Origin of the sequence: Isoalcanivorax indicus (assembly GCF_003259185.1) — a bacterium.
Classification (GTDB): domain Bacteria; phylum Pseudomonadota; class Gammaproteobacteria; order Pseudomonadales; family Alcanivoracaceae; genus Isoalcanivorax; species Isoalcanivorax indicus.
The window spans coordinates 2,165,616-2,182,933 of sequence record NZ_QGMP01000001.1; the positions used below are offsets into that span (position 1 = coordinate 2,165,616).

Annotated in this window: 12 protein-coding genes; 2 read left to right on the forward strand and 10 right to left on the reverse strand. The window is 63.6% G+C overall.

The genetic code is table 11. The features are described 5' to 3' along the window. Nucleotides 1-29 precede the first annotated feature (29 nt). Genes DKW65_RS09910 through DKW65_RS09925 form a run of 4 tightly spaced genes read right to left on the reverse strand, consistent with a single transcriptional unit; the run spans nt 30 to nt 3,989 of the window. Nucleotides 30-1,046: a tetratricopeptide repeat protein gene (locus DKW65_RS09910; RefSeq protein ID WP_111657084.1), complete on the reverse strand. Its 1,017-nt coding sequence runs from the start codon at nt 1,044-1,046 to the stop codon at nt 30-32. Beyond that, nucleotides 1,046-1,489 carry a cytochrome c-type biogenesis protein gene (locus DKW65_RS09915; protein WP_245932463.1) on the reverse strand — a complete coding sequence of 148 codons (444 nt, stop codon included), beginning with the start codon at nt 1,487-1,489 and terminating at the stop codon, nt 1,046-1,048. The genes DKW65_RS09910 and DKW65_RS09915 overlap by 1 nt, the downstream gene beginning before the upstream one ends. Continuing rightward, nucleotides 1,486-2,040 carry a DsbE family thiol:disulfide interchange protein gene (locus DKW65_RS09920; protein ID WP_111657086.1) on the reverse strand — a complete coding sequence of 185 codons (555 nt, stop codon included), beginning with the start codon at nt 2,038-2,040 and terminating at the stop codon, nt 1,486-1,488. Before DKW65_RS09920 ends, DKW65_RS09915 begins: the two co-directional genes overlap by 4 nt. After that, entirely contained in the window at nt 2,037-3,989 is a 1,953-nt protein-coding gene (locus DKW65_RS09925; RefSeq protein WP_111657087.1) for a heme lyase CcmF/NrfE family subunit, read from the reverse strand. Before DKW65_RS09925 ends, DKW65_RS09920 begins: the two co-directional genes overlap by 4 nt. 345 nt (nt 3,990-4,334) lie before the next feature. Between DKW65_RS09925 and fabA the strand changes: the two genes are divergently transcribed. Both fabA and fabB read left to right on the forward strand, forming a co-directional pair. Beyond that, nucleotides 4,335-4,853 (forward strand): 3-hydroxyacyl-[acyl-carrier-protein] dehydratase FabA, encoded by a 519-nt coding sequence (gene fabA / locus DKW65_RS09930; protein ID WP_111657088.1) that lies wholly within the window; start codon nt 4,335-4,337, stop codon nt 4,851-4,853. A 12-nt stretch (nt 4,854-4,865) separates the two neighbouring features. Beyond that, nucleotides 4,866-6,080: a beta-ketoacyl-ACP synthase I gene (gene fabB / locus DKW65_RS09935; protein ID WP_111657089.1), complete on the forward strand. Its 1,215-nt coding sequence runs from the start codon at nt 4,866-4,868 to the stop codon at nt 6,078-6,080. A 61-nt stretch (nt 6,081-6,141) separates the two neighbouring features. Here the strand turns inward: fabB and DKW65_RS09940 are convergent, their stop codons facing one another. The 6 genes from DKW65_RS09940 to DKW65_RS15895 form a co-directional block, all read right to left on the reverse strand. Beyond that, complete coding sequence (locus tag DKW65_RS09940) at nt 6,142-6,909, reverse strand: putative porin (protein WP_162925797.1); 768 nt, start codon at nt 6,907-6,909, stop codon at nt 6,142-6,144. Nucleotides 6,910-6,973: 64 nt separating this feature from the next. Next, nucleotides 6,974-8,050 carry a porin gene (locus tag DKW65_RS09945; protein WP_162925798.1) on the reverse strand — a complete coding sequence of 359 codons (1,077 nt, stop codon included), beginning with the start codon at nt 8,048-8,050 and terminating at the stop codon, nt 6,974-6,976. Nucleotides 8,051-8,370: 320 nt separating this feature from the next. Continuing rightward, the gene (locus DKW65_RS09950; protein WP_111657092.1) at nt 8,371-9,087 is read right to left on the reverse strand and encodes a putative porin; all 717 of its coding nucleotides are present in this window, start codon (nt 9,085-9,087) and stop codon (nt 8,371-8,373) included. A 241-nt stretch (nt 9,088-9,328) separates the two neighbouring features. Beyond that, the gene (locus tag DKW65_RS09955; RefSeq protein ID WP_111657093.1) at nt 9,329-10,342 is read right to left on the reverse strand and encodes a porin; all 1,014 of its coding nucleotides are present in this window, start codon (nt 10,340-10,342) and stop codon (nt 9,329-9,331) included. Nucleotides 10,343-10,470: 128 nt separating this feature from the next. Then, nucleotides 10,471-11,205 (reverse strand): OmpA family protein, encoded by a 735-nt coding sequence (locus tag DKW65_RS09960; protein ID WP_162925799.1) that lies wholly within the window; start codon nt 11,203-11,205, stop codon nt 10,471-10,473. 1 nt (nt 11,206) lies between these two features. Then, a complete protein-coding gene (locus tag DKW65_RS15895; protein WP_111657095.1) occupies nt 11,207-17,311 on the reverse strand; it encodes an autotransporter-associated beta strand repeat-containing protein in 6,105 nt (2,034 codons plus the stop codon). Between the last annotated feature and the right edge of the window lie 7 nt (nt 17,312-17,318).

Here is a 17,318-nt window from a genome sequence, read left to right on the forward strand (position 1 = left end):
CTCGTAGAATGGTCGAACGCCGGGCCGCATCAGCGCAGGATGACGCGGGTTTCCTCGCCGCCGAACGGCACCCGCTCGGCCTCGAACTCGCTCTGGTCCACACCCGCGGCAGTGCGCGGACTGTAACGGGCCCCGGCCACCAGCGCCTGGTCCGCATCCGGATAGGGCTGCAGCCAGTCCTGGCCGCGCAGCGTTACCCGCACCGGGAAGCGCTCCGCCAGAACACGCCGGGCCGCCAGTGGCTGCCCGGGGTTGTCCGGGTCGCGCAAGAACACGAACAGGGAGCCACCGGGCGGCACGTCACCCTCGACCTCGACCCGCACAGCGACATCGGCAAAGCGCGGTGCATTGGCCAACTGGTGGCGAGCAAACGCCAGGCTGCGGCGCAGCACCGGCGCCGCTTCACCCTCATCGTGACGGCTCAACAGCTCGGTCCAGGCTTCTTCAGCCAGGGCATAATCACGGTTCTGGCTGGCGCCCATGCCCAGCAGCATCCAGGCACCATCGTGGGCAGGCTGTTCAGCGACCACCCCCCGCAGCAGGGCCTCGGCCTCGCTGTTCATGCGCCCCTCGCCCTCTTCCACCAGGCTCTGGGCCAGCAACATGCGCGCCGACACGCTTTCCGGGGCCGTCTCCAGCGCCTTGCGCGCCGCGGTCACCGCCATGTTCGGCGCGCCCAACTGGCTGTACAGCAGCCCCAGCGCGTACCAGCCCTCGCGGGACGGCGTCATCACCAGCTGGCGCTGCAGCACCCGTACCAGCGCGGCAGGCGGGATGTCCTGTGGCAAAGCCTGCGGGGGCTGACCGGCCACCAGCTGCTCCGCCACCGGCCGCAGGGCCGCGTAATCTTCCAGCCACTCGCGGGTCTCGGTGTGATACCCCCAGCCCAGATACACCAACACCCCGAATGCCGGCGCCAGCACCCCGGCCAGCAGCATCGGCGCGCTCAGGGGTTGACCCTCCCGGCGTGCCTCGCGAGCCCACAGCCACAGCAGCCATAACAGGGTCAGGGCCGCAACGGCACCGCATAACAGAAACAGCATCATCAGTGGGTCTCCGGTGGCGGAAGGTCGTCGTCATCCTGATCGGCCGCTCTGGCCGCCCGACGCATCAGGCGAAATATCAGCAAGCCGCCAAACAGCAGCACGATGCCCGGCCCCAGCCACAGCACCGCCGTATTGGCCGCCAGCGGCGGACGATAGCTGACGAAATCGCCGTACCGCTCGCGGAAAAAATCCACCACTTCGCGATCACTGTGGCCGTCGCGGATCATCTGCGCGGTACGTGCGCGCATGTCCCCGGAAATATCGGCATCAGAATCGGCAATGCTCTGGTTCTGGCATTTCGGGCAGCGCAATTCCTGAGTCAGGCTGCGAAAGCGCGCCTCCTGCTCCGGCGAGTCAAATTCGTAGACATCAATGGCGGCCAGTACCAGCAATGGCAGTGCGCAAAGCAGGCTTGCCAGGCTGCGGCTGATCATGACTCTCATGGCGTATCCTCCCCGCCACCGTGATAGGCCTCATACCGGGCCATCAGCGGCACGAACTTTTCTTCCCACACATGGGCATTCACCTCACCGGCATGACGCAGCAGAATCTTGCCTTCCGGGCTCACCAGGAAGGTTTCCGGCGCGCCGTACACGCCCAGATCCAGGGCCAGATTGCCCTGCTTGTCGACCACCACTTCGGTGTAGGGGTTACCCAGCTCCGCCAGATAACGACGCGCCTTGTCGTCATCATCCTTGTAGTTGACGCCGACAATGGCCACCCCGGAACGGGCCAGCTCGATAAAATACGGATGCTCCACATAACAGGTCGGACACCAGGTGGCCCAGATGTTCAGCAGCGACCAGCGGCCCTTGAAAATTTCCTGGTCATAGCTGTCGCGGTTCGACGCCAGCGCCGGCAGATCAAAGGCGGGCACAGAGCGCCCCACCAGCGCAGAAGGCATGGACTCGGTATCACGGCCCAGATTGGCGTTGAGCAACAGGGCCAACGCCGCGAACAACGCGAGCGGTATCAAACCCCACAGATACTTCATGCCGTTGTCTCCTGCTGCATCGGCTTGCGGTAACGCTTGTCGGCCACCGCCAGCAGACCGCCCAGCCCCATGAGCAGGGCACCGGCCCAGATCCAGCGCACGCCGGGCTTGAAGTAGACGCGCACCGCCCAGGCGCCGGGGGCATCCAGCGGCTCACCCAATGCCACATACAGGTCATTGATGACTCCAGGGCGCAGCGCCACCTGCGTCATCACCTGGCCGCCCACCCGATAGGTGCGTTTTTCCGGATACATGGTGGTCACGCGACGCCCGTTACGGGTCACCTCGAAAACGCCGCGAATGGCATCGAAGTTGGGCCCGGCACGATTACCGATATCGGCAAAGTGGAAATCATAACCGCCCACGTTGACCGTATCGCCCGGCACCATGCGCACATCACGCTCGATTTCGTGGTGCGTCACCATGACAATCCCCGCCACCAGCAACGCCAGGCCACAGTGCGCCAACACCATGCCTTTGTAGCCGCGGGACAGCCGCCCGAAACCACGCACCAGTCCCACCCGGAACGCCAGCGACTTGCGCAGCACGTCCTCGACATGCGCCAGCACCACGAACACCACCGCAATAAAGCCAAGCGTACCCAGCCAGCCGGTGGGGCCCGGCAACCGACTCACAATCAGACCGCCCACCACCGCCGAAGGCACCAGCACATAGAGGCGGCGCTTGAGCGGATCAGGTTGCTGGGATTTCCAGTTGCTGAGCATGCCCGGCACCAGCAGCGCCATCAGCACCAGCGTCAGCGGCACAAAGAACTTGTTGAAATAGGGCGCACTGATGGAGATGCGCAAATCCATGGCATCGCCAATCAGCGGGAACAGCGTGCCCAGCAGCACCACAAAGGTGGCGGTGAGCAGCAACAGGTTATTGCCCAGCAGGAACGTTTCCCGCGACAACATGCGGAACCCCGACGTGCTGCGCAGCGATGGCGCACGCAGCGCGAAGAGGGCCAGTGAGCCGCCTGCGACCAGCGCCATGAAGATAAGAATGAAGCGCCCTCGCTCCGGATCATTGGCGAAGGCATGCACCGACGTCAGGATGCCCGAGCGCACCAGGAAGGTGCCCAGCAAGCTCAGCGAGAAGGTCAGGATCGCCAGCAGCACGGTCCAGGCGCGGAACATGTTGCGCTTTTCCGCCACCGCCAGGGAATGGATCAGGGCGGTGCCCGCCAGCCAGGGCATCAGTGAGGCGTTTTCCACCGGGTCCCAGAACCACCAGCCGCCCCAGCCCAGTTCGTAGTAGGCCCACCAGGAGCCCAGGGCAATCCCTACGGTCAAAAACGCCCAGGCCACGGTGCTCCAGGGCCGCGCCCAGCGCGCCCAGGCCGGGTCCAGGCGGCCTGCCAGCAGCCCTGCCACGGCAAAGGAAAAGGCCACCGAGAAGCCGACATAGCCCATGTACAGCATGGGCGGGTGCACGATCAGGCCCGGGTCCTGCAACAGGGGATTCAGGTCACCGCCGTCAATGGGGAACCAGGGCAAGGTGCGATCAAACGGATTCGAGGTGAACAGCATGAACGACAGGAAGCCGATGCTGACCATGGCCATGACCGCCAGCACCCGCACCACCATGTCGCTGGGCACCGAGCGGCTGAAAAAGGACACCGCCGCGCCCCAGCCTGCCAGCATCCATACCCAGAGCAGCAAGGAGCCCTCATGCCCCCCCCAGATCGCAGAAATCCGGTATCCCCAGGGCATCGCCGAGTTGGAGTGCCCGGCCACGTAGCTGATGGTGAAGTCATTGAAATAAAAGGCATAACCCAGGGCAAACAGGGCACCGGACAGCAGCATGAACTGCATCAGCGCCAGCGGTCGGCCCGTGGCGATCAAGGCCCGGTTACCGCGCCAGGCGCCCCACAGGGGAAGAACCGCCTGCAACAGGGCAAGCGCCAATGCCATCCAGACTGCAAAGTGTCCCAGTTCCGCTGTCACGCTTGCTCCTTCGGGGTCAGAGGGCCCGGTCATGTTCGCCACACAGGCCGCCAGGGCCGCAGGGCATGGGAATGGGGTCAGGTCATGGGGCGCAACGGATCACACCAGCGGTGTACCAGCGCACAGATCCATTGCCTTCGGGGCTGCATAGCTTGGTGCAAAAAACACGCTATTTCAATCCTTTGCGGCACTTTAGCAGCACTTTTCAGCGCCTTTCCCTGTTCCACGTCAATAACGGAAACACCCTGACATAATTCTGCTGCCCTGTGACGCGCCCCTGTCACGACGCCTTTGCTATGATACCGGCGCCCGCATCATGACAGCGGCAAGGAGACCCATAAACAGATGGCATCACGACAACATAGCTACGACCGCGAGGCCCTGCTGGCCTGCGCACGGGGCGAACTCTTCGGGCCGGGCAACGCCCGCCTGCCCCTACCCAACATGCTGATGATGGACCGTATCACCCATATCAGCGACGCCGGCGGCGCCTACGGCAAGGGCGAGATCCGTGCCGAACTGGATATCGACCCGAGCATGTGGTTCTTCCAGTGTCATTTTGAAAGCGACCCCGTGATGCCCGGCTGCCTGGGCCTGGATGCGCTCTGGCAACTGGTCGGCTTTCACCTGGGCTGGCTCGGCCACCCGGGCCGCGGCCGCGCCCTGGGTGTGGGTGAAGTGAAATTCTCCGGCCAGGTCCTGCCCACCGCCAAACGGGTGACCTATCAGCTTGATATTCGTCGGGTGATCGCTCGCAAGCTGATTCTGGGTCTGGCAGATGGCACCGTGTACGTTGACGGCCGCGAGATATACGCTGCGAAAGAATTGCGCGTAGGTCTGTTTACTTCCACCGACGGTTTCTGAGGAATTCTGGCAATGAGAAGAGTCGTGATCACCGGCCTGGGCATCGTATCCTGTCTTGGCAATGATGCCGCCACCGTCACTGATGCGTTGCGCAAGGGCCGCTCGGGCATTCGCAGCAAACCCGAATACGCCGAACGCGGTTTGCGCAGTCAGGTTGCGGGCTACCCCGACGTTGATCTGGACAGCCTGATCGACCGCAAGACGCGCCGCTTCATGGGCGATGCCGCCGCCTACGCCTACGTTGCCATGCAAAACGCCATGGACGACGCCGGCCTGACCCGCGAACAGATCTCCGGCCCGCGTATCGGCCTGATCGCCGGTTCCGGCGGCGCCTCGGCTGCCAACCAGGTGGAAGCCATCGACATCGCCCGCGAGCGCGGCGTCAAACGCATGGGGCCTTACATGGTCACCCGGACCATGGCCAGCACCGTGTCCGCCTGCCTGGCCACGCCCTTCGGCATCAAGGGCCTGAACTACTCGATTGCCTCCGCCTGCGCCACCAGCGCGCACTGCATTGGTGCAGCGATGGAGCAGATCCAGCTGGGCAAGCAGGATGTCATCTTCGCCGGCGGCGGCGAGGAAGAGCACTGGACCATGAGCGCCATGTTCGACGGCATGGGCGCCCTCTCCACCAAGTACAACGATGACCCGGCAAAAGCTTCCCGCGCCTATGACGCCTCGCGCGATGGCTTCGTGATCGCAGGCGGTGGCGGGATGGTGGTGGTAGAAGCGCTGGAACATGCCCAGGCACGCGGCGCGAAAATCTACGCCGAACTGGTCGGCTTTGGCGCCACCTCGGATGGCGCCGACATGGTCGCCCCCAGCGGCGAAGGCGCCACCCGCTGCATGCAACAGGCCATTGAGGGCCTGGAAGGCCCCATCGACTACATCAACGCCCACGGCACCAGCACACCGGTGGGTGACGTCGCCGAACTGAAAGCCATCCGCAACGTGTTTGGCGATCAGATCCCGCCGATCAGTTCCACCAAGAGCCTGTCCGGTCACTCGCTGGGCGCCGCCGGGGTCCACGAGGCCATTTACTGCCTGCTGATGATGCAGGACGGTTTTATCGCCGGCTCCGCCAACATCGAAACCCTGGACGAGGCGGCCGACGGCATGCCTATCCAGCGCCAGACCGAAGAACGTGCGCTCAATCAGGTGCTGTCCAACAGCTTTGGTTTCGGCGGTACGAATGCGTCGCTGGTGTTGCGACGGTTTGAGGGCTGAGCTGGTCTTGCCGGGCAAAAAAAGAAAAGGGGCGCTTCAGCGCCCCTTTTTCATGGCCCGCTCAGAAGCGAACCTTCAGCTCCGCTGCAATTGACTCGAAATCGTCGAACTTCTCGTACTCGAGCCCGCCACTCACCAGCGGCGTGAAGAAGTAACGCGTTCCCAGTCCGAACCCTGAATCGCTGACATCATCGTCATCCAGGTGAAAATAGCGCGCACCGAGACTGACACGGTGATTCAGATAATAATCCGCTGCCAACGTCAGAGAGGAAGAATCCACAGCATCATCCCGGGTCTGGTAGAAAGCTAACAGGTTGAGAGCAGTCTCTCCCTCAAGCGCCGTGACGTACTTGGCGCCCACCGACAAGATGTCGAAATCGCTGTCTACGCCACCGTCACCGCGACCATATCCGGCGAAAAGAAGCAGGCTTTCTGCCGGGAAAAAACCGATAGTGGCGCCATAATCCGTCAGTGAAGAGCCATTTGAAAGACGCTGCACCTGAGCCGAGAAGAAAAGATCGTTATGATAAATCTGTACATCCGCATCAAGGATGCTGAGGCTGGCGTCATCCAGTGACACATAGCTCACGCCGAAGCTGCTGACGCGGTTCAGAAAGGAGGCTTCAGCCAACGGCACATTTGCCGTTGGAACCATATCGAAGTGATAACGGAAGTCAGCCCCGTATAGCACATCGGTTCCCAGATCCGGATCATCTGAATCCAGGTAGCCAAGCACAACCCCGAATTCCCCCTGATAATCCATAGCGTGCACTGCGGGCACAAGAGCAAGCATGGCGACGGAGGCCGCCAGAACGGTCTTTTTGAACATATTGATCCCCACTTTTTGTTAGATAAAAAAAAGGGGCCTGAAAAGGCCCCTTCTGTTCACACCGTCAGAACCGGTGTTCTGCACCGATACCGACCACGGCGAAGTGGCGGTCACCGTCAACTTCCTGACGGGTGGTGTAGATGTAGGTTTTGGTTTGCTGGCCGAGCATATAGTCAGCGCCGATAGTAGCCTGGCGTGCCTTGATGTCGGTAGCGCGGAAGTCCGTCTCACCATACTGTGCCTTCAGCTTGACCATGTCAGTCAGCTCGAAGCCAGCGCTCAGCAGGTAGGAACGGTTCTTGTTGTCAGAGTCATTGACGTCTTCAGCTTGCTGAAGCAATACGCCGATTTCCAGTGCGTCCATATTAATGCCGGCAACCACACGGTAGATATCGTTGCTGACACCCAGATCCAGGCTGGAAATACCAAGGCCGGTATCCGCATAGGCGTCGCTCAGGTAAAGACCGTTGCCACCCTGAATACCGTAGTTGTTCTTGTCGTAGCCCAGACCGGCGTAGAAATCACCCAGGTCCAGCATTGCCGAGATGGACAAGGTATCGAACAGCTTGTTGTTCGGGTTGCCGCTGCCGGTAGCATCGTCCTGATTTTCAGCTGCGACCGTCGCCACAGCAACCGTCAGCATGTCGGCGATCTTCGGCGTGGTGTACTGGATGACATTGTCTGCACGCCATTCACCGGCAACGATGTTGGCGAAATCTGCATAACGAATGTCGCGGAACTGGTCTACACCAGCACCCATGGCGCGCAGCGGGGTATCAAACCGGCCGGCCTGTACAGAACCGAAACCGCTTTCCACACCCAGGAAGCTGTTACGGGTGAAGAGCAGATCATCGCCGGTCACACCTTCATCAACATTCACACCGAACTCGAGCTGATAGAAGCCGCGCAGCCCAGCTGTCAGGTCCGCGCCACCACGAATACCAAAGAACGACTTGTTGGAGTTGAGTTGATAGGTGCCAGCTTCCTCATCGAAGCCAATCCCTGCAGGGACGCCAGCTTCCTTGCCGTCAAAGTGATCAATTGCAAGATTGATACGGCCGTACAGTTCAGCATTGGCCAGTGCGGAAACCGGAGCGGCAATCACTGCGCCCACGGCAAGTGCAAGCAACTTCTTTTTCATTGGAGATCTCCCTGATAAAGCGTTGGTCCTCATTAATATTAATGGCCGGTACCTGCATACCGACTCACCCGACTATATGACAGAAGGATTTCAGTGAAAAGACCTTTTGGTATAGGTCTTGTGACCAACCATCGGCTCATGCGCGCGCATCAAACGAGCGTGAAAACGCAGTCGCAAGGTTTTAATTAACAGTATTTTACAATTCGATCCGGACATGACATGCCGTGAAGATCATGCGAATTAAAAAGCGAGGAGTGTTTGAGCAGGAATGCAAGGCAGGAGGAAGTGCGGGCAAGCCGTCAGGCCTGCCCGCTGGTACATCAGAAGCGTGCAGACAGCCGCACACCAATGGTGTCAAAACTATCCTCAGTCTCGTACTCCAGTTCGCCGCTGATCGTCGGCGTAAAGAAGTAACGGGCTCCAACACCGTAAGCGGTCTTCTCTCCGCTCACACCACTGTCAGATACGCGCACACCCGCACTGAATTCATTGGTGAAAAAGTAGTCGCCCAGCACGGCGATGCCGGTATCCCCGTCCGTATCACTGATGGATGCTTCCAGGTTCACGAAGTTGTTGCCCAGCTTGGCCACATACTTGGCGTTCAGGGAAATGGTCTCTTCTTCGATTTCCTCGCCATCATCGTAGCCGACACTGAGCAGGAGATTGTCGGACAGCATGTAACCCAGCCGCACGGCGTACTCTGCGTCTCCATCAAAATCGGTATAGGCAGCGGCCACATAAAAGTCATTGATCCAGAATTCACCACCCAGAGCGAAAACGTCGACATCCAGCTCATCGACCGTAACGTAGCTGGCAAAAATATTGTTGTTACGGCCCAGAAAGGCCGCTTCAGCCAGCGGACGACCCGCTGTTTGCACCTGGTCAAGGTAGAAGGTGCCGTCAACGCCAATGGCATGATCGTCACCGTCCAAGTCAATATAGAAAATACCGGCTTCTACCTGGTAATCCTGGGCCTGGGCAACCCCATGAAAGGAACAGGCAGCGGCCACAGCCAACGCCAGACAGGTCTTTTTCATTGTGCGAATCCTTTTGTCTTGAGTTATTGGTATCCATGCCCCCCGAACAGAGGCTCTACGAATATATGACGATGGGATGACAATGTGAAGCCCCGTTCAGGTGCGTCCGCACCGCATCGGTGCGCGCAGAGGGGGTCCATGCGGGATCGAGGCAAGCCCGGCACAAAAAAAGGCCCGCTTTCGCGGGCCTTGAAGGTGTTACCGTTTTACTCAGCCTTGCATCTTCTTATGAGGGTTGTCCTCAGAAGTCGTAACGCAGACCCAGGGAGAAGCCACTGGCGTCTTCGCCCGCCGCACCCGATGCGTCGGTGCTGCGGCCTTGCTGCCACGGAGTCAGGGCGATGGCATCGTCATTCATCGCTACGGCGTAGTTAACGTAGACACGCAGAGCGCGGTCAATACGGTGCTCGAAGCCCAGAGCCACCAGGTCGGTGCTCAGGTCATCGTTGTCAGCATCGCGGGTCAACCACATGCCGCGCACGTAGTTCTTCGGTGACACCTTGAACTCCGCACCCAGGCCGTACACGTCAGCGTCCAGATCATCGTTCACGTCGTGATCAACCGTCTGATAGAACGCTACCAGCTTCAGCGGATCCGTGATCTGGTAAGACAGGGCCAGACGAACGGCGTTACGCTTGTCGCGGCTATTGTCTTCACCATACTGCTCATAAGCCAGAGCGGAATCCAGGGCGCCGTTCTTGTAGGTGACAGACACGGACATACCCTCGTCCTTCTCACCATCACCCTTGTTTGTACCTTCATGCACAGAATAAGCGATGTTGAGTTGCAAGCCGTCGAAGCTCGGGGTCTGGTAGTGGATGGTGTTAGGCATACGCTCATCAAAGCGCGCGTCACCCACCCGCGTCAGGTTACGCATGTCACCGACCTGATCACCAAACAGGTTGGCCGGGTTACGGGCGCGCTTGAACGGCGAGTCGAACTGACCCACGCGGAACATACCGAAGTCACCCTTCACCCCCACGAAGGTATCGCGGCCGGACAGGTTGCTGTTGCCCTGGTTATAGGTAATCTCACCTTCCACCTGGAAAATACCGGAAATACCACCGAAGTCCTTCTCGCCCTTGAAGCCCAGACGGGAGGAGTTGCTGGAGACGTTCAGTTCGCTGTAATCGTCGCCGTCATCCAGATAATCCAGAGATACGTGCGCGCGGCCATAAATGCTGACATCAGCAACCGCGGCCAGCGGCATTGCAACCGCAGCCCCCACAGCAATGGCAAGCAGCTTCTTGTTCATTCGGGTTCTCCCTCAATAAGGCTTCTGCATACTTTGGTGACGCAACAACATGCTGCGACTGGCGTGAAGTATGGAAATGAGGGATGACCGTCAGGTTGCTCTTGTGTGAACTTTTCATGAACGGGGAACTATCGCGTCTGGATACCGGTAACCACCACATCCACGCGCCGATCCGGGGCCAGGCAGGCGATCAGTTCGCAGATCACCAGGTCCTGCGGGCATTCGCCGTCTTCGGTCAGGGGCTGGTCCGGCCCCCGGCCTTGCACGGTGATGGCCTCGGCGGGCAGGCCCTGCTCCACCAGGCGGGCCTTGACGGCGGCGGCGCGCTGTTCCGACAGCTGCTGGTTGGCCGCGCGGGTGCCGATCCGGTCGGTGTGGCCGGTCAGAGTGATATGCAGGTTCCCGGCCCGACGCAGGCGGATACGCACCGCCAGCTGGTCCACAGCGCGTTCGCCGGCCAGACTCAGGCGATGGTGACCGAAGTGAAACGAGGCATCCGCGTCGAGTCGGAAGGGCCGCTCTGCGGACATCTCCGGTTCCGGTTCGGGCTCAGCCTCGTGGTGAACCACGTCGTCCTCCACTGGCCACTCCTCCTCCACGGGTCGGGCCATGGCGGTGCGGTCCAGCGGCGCCTCATCGGGTTCCGGTTCGGCGCGCAGCCGCTGGCGCCGGGCCACTTCCGGGTCGCATTGCGGCACGGCAAACGCCGGGCGCCAGGCGGCGGTGCGCCAGCACTCGCCGTGTTCGTTGAACAACAGCTGGCCGTCAGGGGTGGTCAGATAGCCGGGGATACGGCTGTCCACCGGGGTGGCCTGGCAACCGGCGAGCAGCATCAGGATAAAAAGCATGCAGAACCGCATCATGTCACCACCGCACATTCAGGCTGAGCAAGGCGCTGTGTTCGTCCACCGCGCCGCCAAAACGCCCCTGATAGCCGCCCCACAGGGAGACGCCACGGGCCAGATAGACTTCACCGCCGAGGGCGGTGGCCAGTTGCAACGCATCGTTGTCGGCGCCGCTGACCGTAAAGGGCACCTCGGTGCCGCTGAAACGCGCCTGCTGGGTAAAGCGGGTGTCACCAAACGCCTTGATCAGGCTGGCGCCCGCCTGCACCTGGGCCCAGCGGTCGGCGCCGAGCAGCCAGGGGCGCGATACCTCCAGCCCGGCACTGGCCTCCCCGGTGCTGAATCGCCCGGTCTCTACTTCCAGTCCGGCGCCGCCGGCCTCGCTCTCGTCAAAGGCGTTGCGCTGGATGCGCTGCCATTGCAGGCCCAGATGCGGGCGCAGGCCATAGTTGCCGAGGTGCAGGCCGGTGCCGGCTTCCAGTGCCAGGGTGGTGACATCGGTGGCCGCTTTCGAGCGCGCGCCCTGATTGCCGGGGGGCACGGTGCGGCGCAGCGCGGTGTCGGTGCGGCCGTGACTCAGGGCACTGGTGACATGCAGGTCACCGAAGCTGTTCCAGCGGCTGTAAGCGCCCACTTGCCAGGTATCCAGATCCCCCTGCGCGTCACGGTCGTCGAAGCGCAGATCGCCCTGCCCCAGCCCGACCCCGGCACCGACAATCAGTTGTTCACTCCAGTAGCCGTCGAGCCCGGCGGAGACCAGTTGCCCGTTCAGGGTAAAGGCGGCGTTGCCGGTGGCGTCATCCTGCTTTTCCTTGAGTTGCAGGGCGCGTGCCTGCACCCAGGCGCCTTCCAGGGGGCGCACCGGGCCGCCAGCCTGATGCGGGGCCAGGGTGTCGGCCACCACGGGAGCATTGCCGGTCAGGGCACCCAGATGATGATCCAGGCGCTCTTCAACGCGCCCGCGTGAGGTGCTGCCGAGGCGGCTGGTGCGTTGTTGCAGATGGTCGCTGAAAAGGCGGCCCATGCGGGCGCCGCCGGTCAACCCGGCGGTCAGGCTGTCGCCACTGAGCTGATCGTAGGCGCGGCGTGCCCCCTGCGCATTCAGGCCGGAAACATAAGCCGCCACGGGGTTGGCCGGGTCCAGTTCATCCAGCGCCCCGGCGACGGCGCGCTGGTTGCGGGTCAGGGACACCTGCACGAACTGGGTATCGTTGCGGCCCAGGATCAGGTCGACATAATTGCTGCCCACGTTCAGCGTCGGGGTCAGGAACACCAGATCCGAGGCCACGGAGTCGAATTCGCCGGACACGCTGGCGGCATTGAGAATGCGGTAGACGGTGCCATCGGCATAGTCGCCCCCGCCGCCCCCACCCACCAGCACCAGCAGATCACCGCCCAGTTGCGCGCTGCCCGCCACCTGCAAGGGGGTCACACCGCCGTCGGCGCGGACACCCAGTTGCCAGAGGCTGCCGGGTTCGAACACCAGATGCCCGCCCACCGTCAGGTTGCCACCGAACGCCGGGTTGGCCAGGGTGCCGCCGCTGGCCAGACGCAGGTCGCCGTCGAGTATCCCGGCGCCCAGCAGCATGCCGCCGGTCACGTCCAGATCGCCGCCCAGACGGCCGTCCAGATACAGGCGCCCGGCGCGCACTTCGGTGATGCCATTGAAGGCGCTGCTGTTGGCGGTCAGATACAGGCTGCCCGGGCCGTGCTGCTCGATACGGCCGCTGCCACTGAGGGCACCATTGAAGCCCAGGGTGTCGGCGCGTTCGAAGCCCAGCGTGGCACCACTGTCGACAAACACGTTACCCAGAAGGGTGCCGCTGTGGCCGCCGTCACCGATACGCAATTCACCGCCAGTCACGTGGGTGGTGCCAGCGGCAATCAGGCCGGTCAGGCTGAGCACGCCGTCGCCGGCCTTGGTGAAGTCGCCGCTGCCGCTGATGATGTTGCTGTACACCACATCAAAGCCGTTGGTATCCAGCGCGCCGCCCACGCTGGTCAGGCGCACGCCGCGCAAATCGTCAAAGGCCTGCGCCCAGGCGAAGGCGCCGCCGTCCAGAATCAGGTCCCCACTGCCCAGGCGGTGGTCGGCATCCGCCGCCAGTCGGCCATCGAGCACGCGCACATCGCCGGTGAACGCATTGTTGCCGGTCAGCACGGTGGTGCCCGTCCCCACCTGGTACAGCCCGCCCGCGCCGCTGATATCACCCGCCAGGGTCAACAGGTCGCTGCGATCCAGCAGCAGGCCCGTACCGGCATCCAGCTGCACCGGGCCGCTGAGGCTGCCCTGGGTGCCGCCGTCGCCGATTTGCAGGCCACCACCGGCCACCCGGGTGCCGCCGGTATGGCTGGCGTCGCCGGTGAGGATGAGAATGCCGCTGCTGGTGGTCGCCAGCGCGCCGTCGCCGCTGATGTCCCCGGCAAACAGGTAGTCGTCACTGCGATCGAACAGCAGGCGAGCACCGGCATCGATCACAGCATCGCCAAGCAGACTGCCTTCGGTGCCGCCCAGGCCCACCCGCACACTGCCGGATTCCACATGCGTGCCGCCGGTGTAGTGCTGATCGGTGAGCATCACCAGTTCCCCGGCGCCGCGCATGATGACACCGCCTTCGCCACTGATAGTGTGGGCGTAACCGGACAGGTCATCACGGCCGAAGGCCAGCGCCGCGCCGGCCTCCACGGTCACGTCGCTGGCCAGTATGCCGCGCAGCCCTTCGCCCACTTGCAACACGCCCTCGGCCACATGGGTACTGCCGCTGTGTTCGGCCACGCCGGTAAACACCAGGGTGCCGTCACCGCTTTTCAGAAGGTCGCCGGTGCCGAAAGTGTCGCCGCGCAGCTCAAAGGTGTCGGGACCATCCACACGCAGTTCGCCGCCACCGGTGGCGATTTCCAGATCCGCACGCAGGTTGCTGCCGAACAGCAGACCGCCGCCATCCAGTGTCACCGGACCCAGCCCCAGCAGCGCCTCGGCATCGAAGCCCACATAGCCCTGCTGCACGCGCAGGCCGCCGGTGAACATATTCATGTGCGTGCCGGAAAACTGCAGCACGCCGGGGCCGTCCATGACGATGCTGCCAGCGCCGTGGATACGGCCATCCAGTGTCAGCACCCCATCGCGATGCACATCCAGTCGGGCGTCCTGAGCAATAAGGATATCGCCTGCCAGCGATCCCGACGTGCCGCCTTGCCCCAGCTGCAAGACGCCTTCGGCAATATCGGTGAGGCCGGTATAGGCATTGTCGCCGGTCAGGATCAGGGTGCCGCTGCCCAGTACACGCAGGCCATCGCTGGCCGTGGCGCCGGTAATGGCGCCGGAGGAAATGACCTGATAGACACCGGTATCGAGGGTGCCCCCGCCGTTGGAAAGCAGGATCGGCAGCAGGTCATCCGTATCGGTCAGCAACCGCAGGCCGCCCAGCCCGGACAGTTCAAGCTGCCCCTGGCCAAGCGCCTGCTCCCGCGCCAGGGCCAGAAAACTGTGCTGGCCTTCTACGATGGTGTTGCCGACATAGGTGTTGTCGGCATCCAGAATCACGGTGCCGTCACCACTGATGCGCAAGTCACCGCTGCCGGAAATGGCACCGGTGAGGGTCACTGTGGTGCTGTTGAAACTGTTGAGGGTACCGCTGCCTTCCAGCACCAGTTCATGGGCGCTGACCGTGCTCTCGGCAAAGCGCAGGCCACCCCCGGCCAGCGTGAGCGGACCGAGGCCCAGGTTGTGATCGCCCTGCACATTGAGAAGGCCGCTTTCGACGCGCGTGCTGCCGTGGCTGTTGTGGCCGCGCAACAGGAATTCACGGCCGCCAGACAGGACCAGTTGGCCCGCGCCGGTCAGGGTGCCCTCAAAAAGGCCCGCATCGCCGTCCCGGGCCTCCGCCAACAGCAACCGCAACTGCCGGTCCTCCAGGTTGACGGTGCCCTCCCCGGACAGGTCGGTCAGCACACGATCGGCACCGCCCAGATTCCAGTTGGCATCCGCAGCCACATCCAGCGCCGACACACTGACGGCGCCCGTGACGGTGCCGGATTCAATGTACGTATTCCCGGCGTACAGCGCCGGACCGGTCACGATGAACTCGCCGTCGCCGCGATAACGCACATCGCCAATCCCGGCGAGCGCATTCGGCAAGGTAATGCTGTGGCCGCCATTATCGAAACGGGCGCCGCCCTCACCAATCAGCACCGTGCGCAAGTCATCAAAGGCATCGCTGAACAGGATGCCGCCGCCATCCATGATCAACGACGAGCTGCCCAGCCGGGCATCGCTGTCCAGCACCAGGTTGCCGCCACGCAAGATCCAGCTCCCCGCAAAGGCGGTGTCCGTGGCCAGCACCAGATTGCCCTCGCCCGCCAGCGTCACGCTGCCCTCGCCGGTGACATCGCCCTGCACCGTGGCCGTGCCGCCCGCCTGCACCGCAAAGTGCCCGCCACCGCTGTTGATCATCACGTCGCGGGTCAGGTTGAATCCGTTCCCCATGCCCAGGCCGCCACCGTCGAGCACCACAATGCCGTTGCTGCCGCCGAGGTTGGCATCCTGTTGCACCACCAGCGTGGTGCCGGTGACATAGGTGTCGCCACTGTAAGTATTGTTGCCACGCAGATGCACCTCGCCCTCAAGGCTGGTGCCGGTGACGATCAGGTTCCAGCGATCATAATCATTGGCGCCCGCCAGCCCCGCGCCGACACTGTCCGCAATGCTGTCGGCGATCACCAGTTGCTGGCCGCTGCCCGGGCCGCGCAGCGTCAGGTTGCCGGAGCCCTGCAGGAACAGGCCCTCGCCCGCCGCCTGGCCCTCGCCCGCCCCGGTGCCGCCCAGGCCGCCCTGCACGCCACCGCCAGACAGCGACGACCTCCCGGCCACGGTCAGCCCGCCTCCCTCCGCCACAAAGATCGCACCGCCCAGACCGGCACCACCGCCGCCTCCCGTGCTGCTGCCCTGGCCGCCACCGACACCGCCCGCCCCGCCTGTGCCCCCGGCACCACCACCGCCGCCCAGGCCACCGGCACCCCCCTGGGTGCCACTGCCACCGCCGCCCCCGAAACCACCGTCACCGCCCACACCGGCGACGGCACCGCCACCACCTCCCCCGGTGCCGCCCTGACCGCCCGCCGCCGTGCCAGCACCGCCGCCACCGCCGCCGCCAAACCCACCGGAGCCCGCGCTACCGGAGGCACCGTCCGCACTGCCGCCACCGCCGCCCAGAGTGCCGCCCGCGCCGCCGGACGCAGCGCTGCCGTCCTGGCCGTCAAAACCACCGCCGCCACCCCCACCGGGCAGGGCACTGTCACCCGCACCGCCGCCACCGCCCTGCTGACCGCCACTGCCGCCGCCGTGCCCCGCACCCGCCTCAGCGTTCGCCCAAGGCTGATCCCAATGACCGTCCGCACCGTCTTCTTCACCCGGCCGGGCATGGCCGCCCGAGGCCAGACCACCGCCGCCACCACCACTGGCCGCGCCCCCGTCGCCGCCCGCCGCCAGACCACCGCCGCCGCCACCACCGATCTCCCCGGCGCCGCCATCGCCTTGCAGGCCACCCCCGCCGCCACCGCCATCAGCGCCCGCCGCACCGCCATCACCGCCAAGACCACCGCCGCCGCCACCCAGGCCATCGCTGCCCTGCCCACCGCTGGCCGCGTTGTCCGCCAGCGAGACATTGTTCAGCACCACATCTGCCCGGCTGTTGACGAACACCGCCCCCCCGGCCCCCATCCCACCGCCGCCGCCATCCTGGCCAGCGCCCCCCTGGGCATGCCCCTCGCGCAGCACGATGTCATTCAGGTTCACCAGAATGCGCGGCCCACCGGCATCCGGCCCGGCCCCGATCAACAGCAGCCGCTCATCCCCCTGACCGCTGAGCGTGTGGCCATGCCCCTTGATGGTGACGCTGTTCAGCACCGGCGGCAGCGGACCGGACAACGCAATGGATTGGGTAAATTCGATGAAGTGCGGCCCCTGGCTGCCATTGACGCTTTCCAGCGCGGCCACCAGCTCGGCTTCATTGCTGACATGGAACGTGGCCGCCGCAGCGGGGAGGGTTACACAAAGCAGGACACCACAGCAGAGCCGGGCGCACAGGCGAATACCTGCCCGGCGGGCGAGAGAGACGGGGCGCATGGTGGCT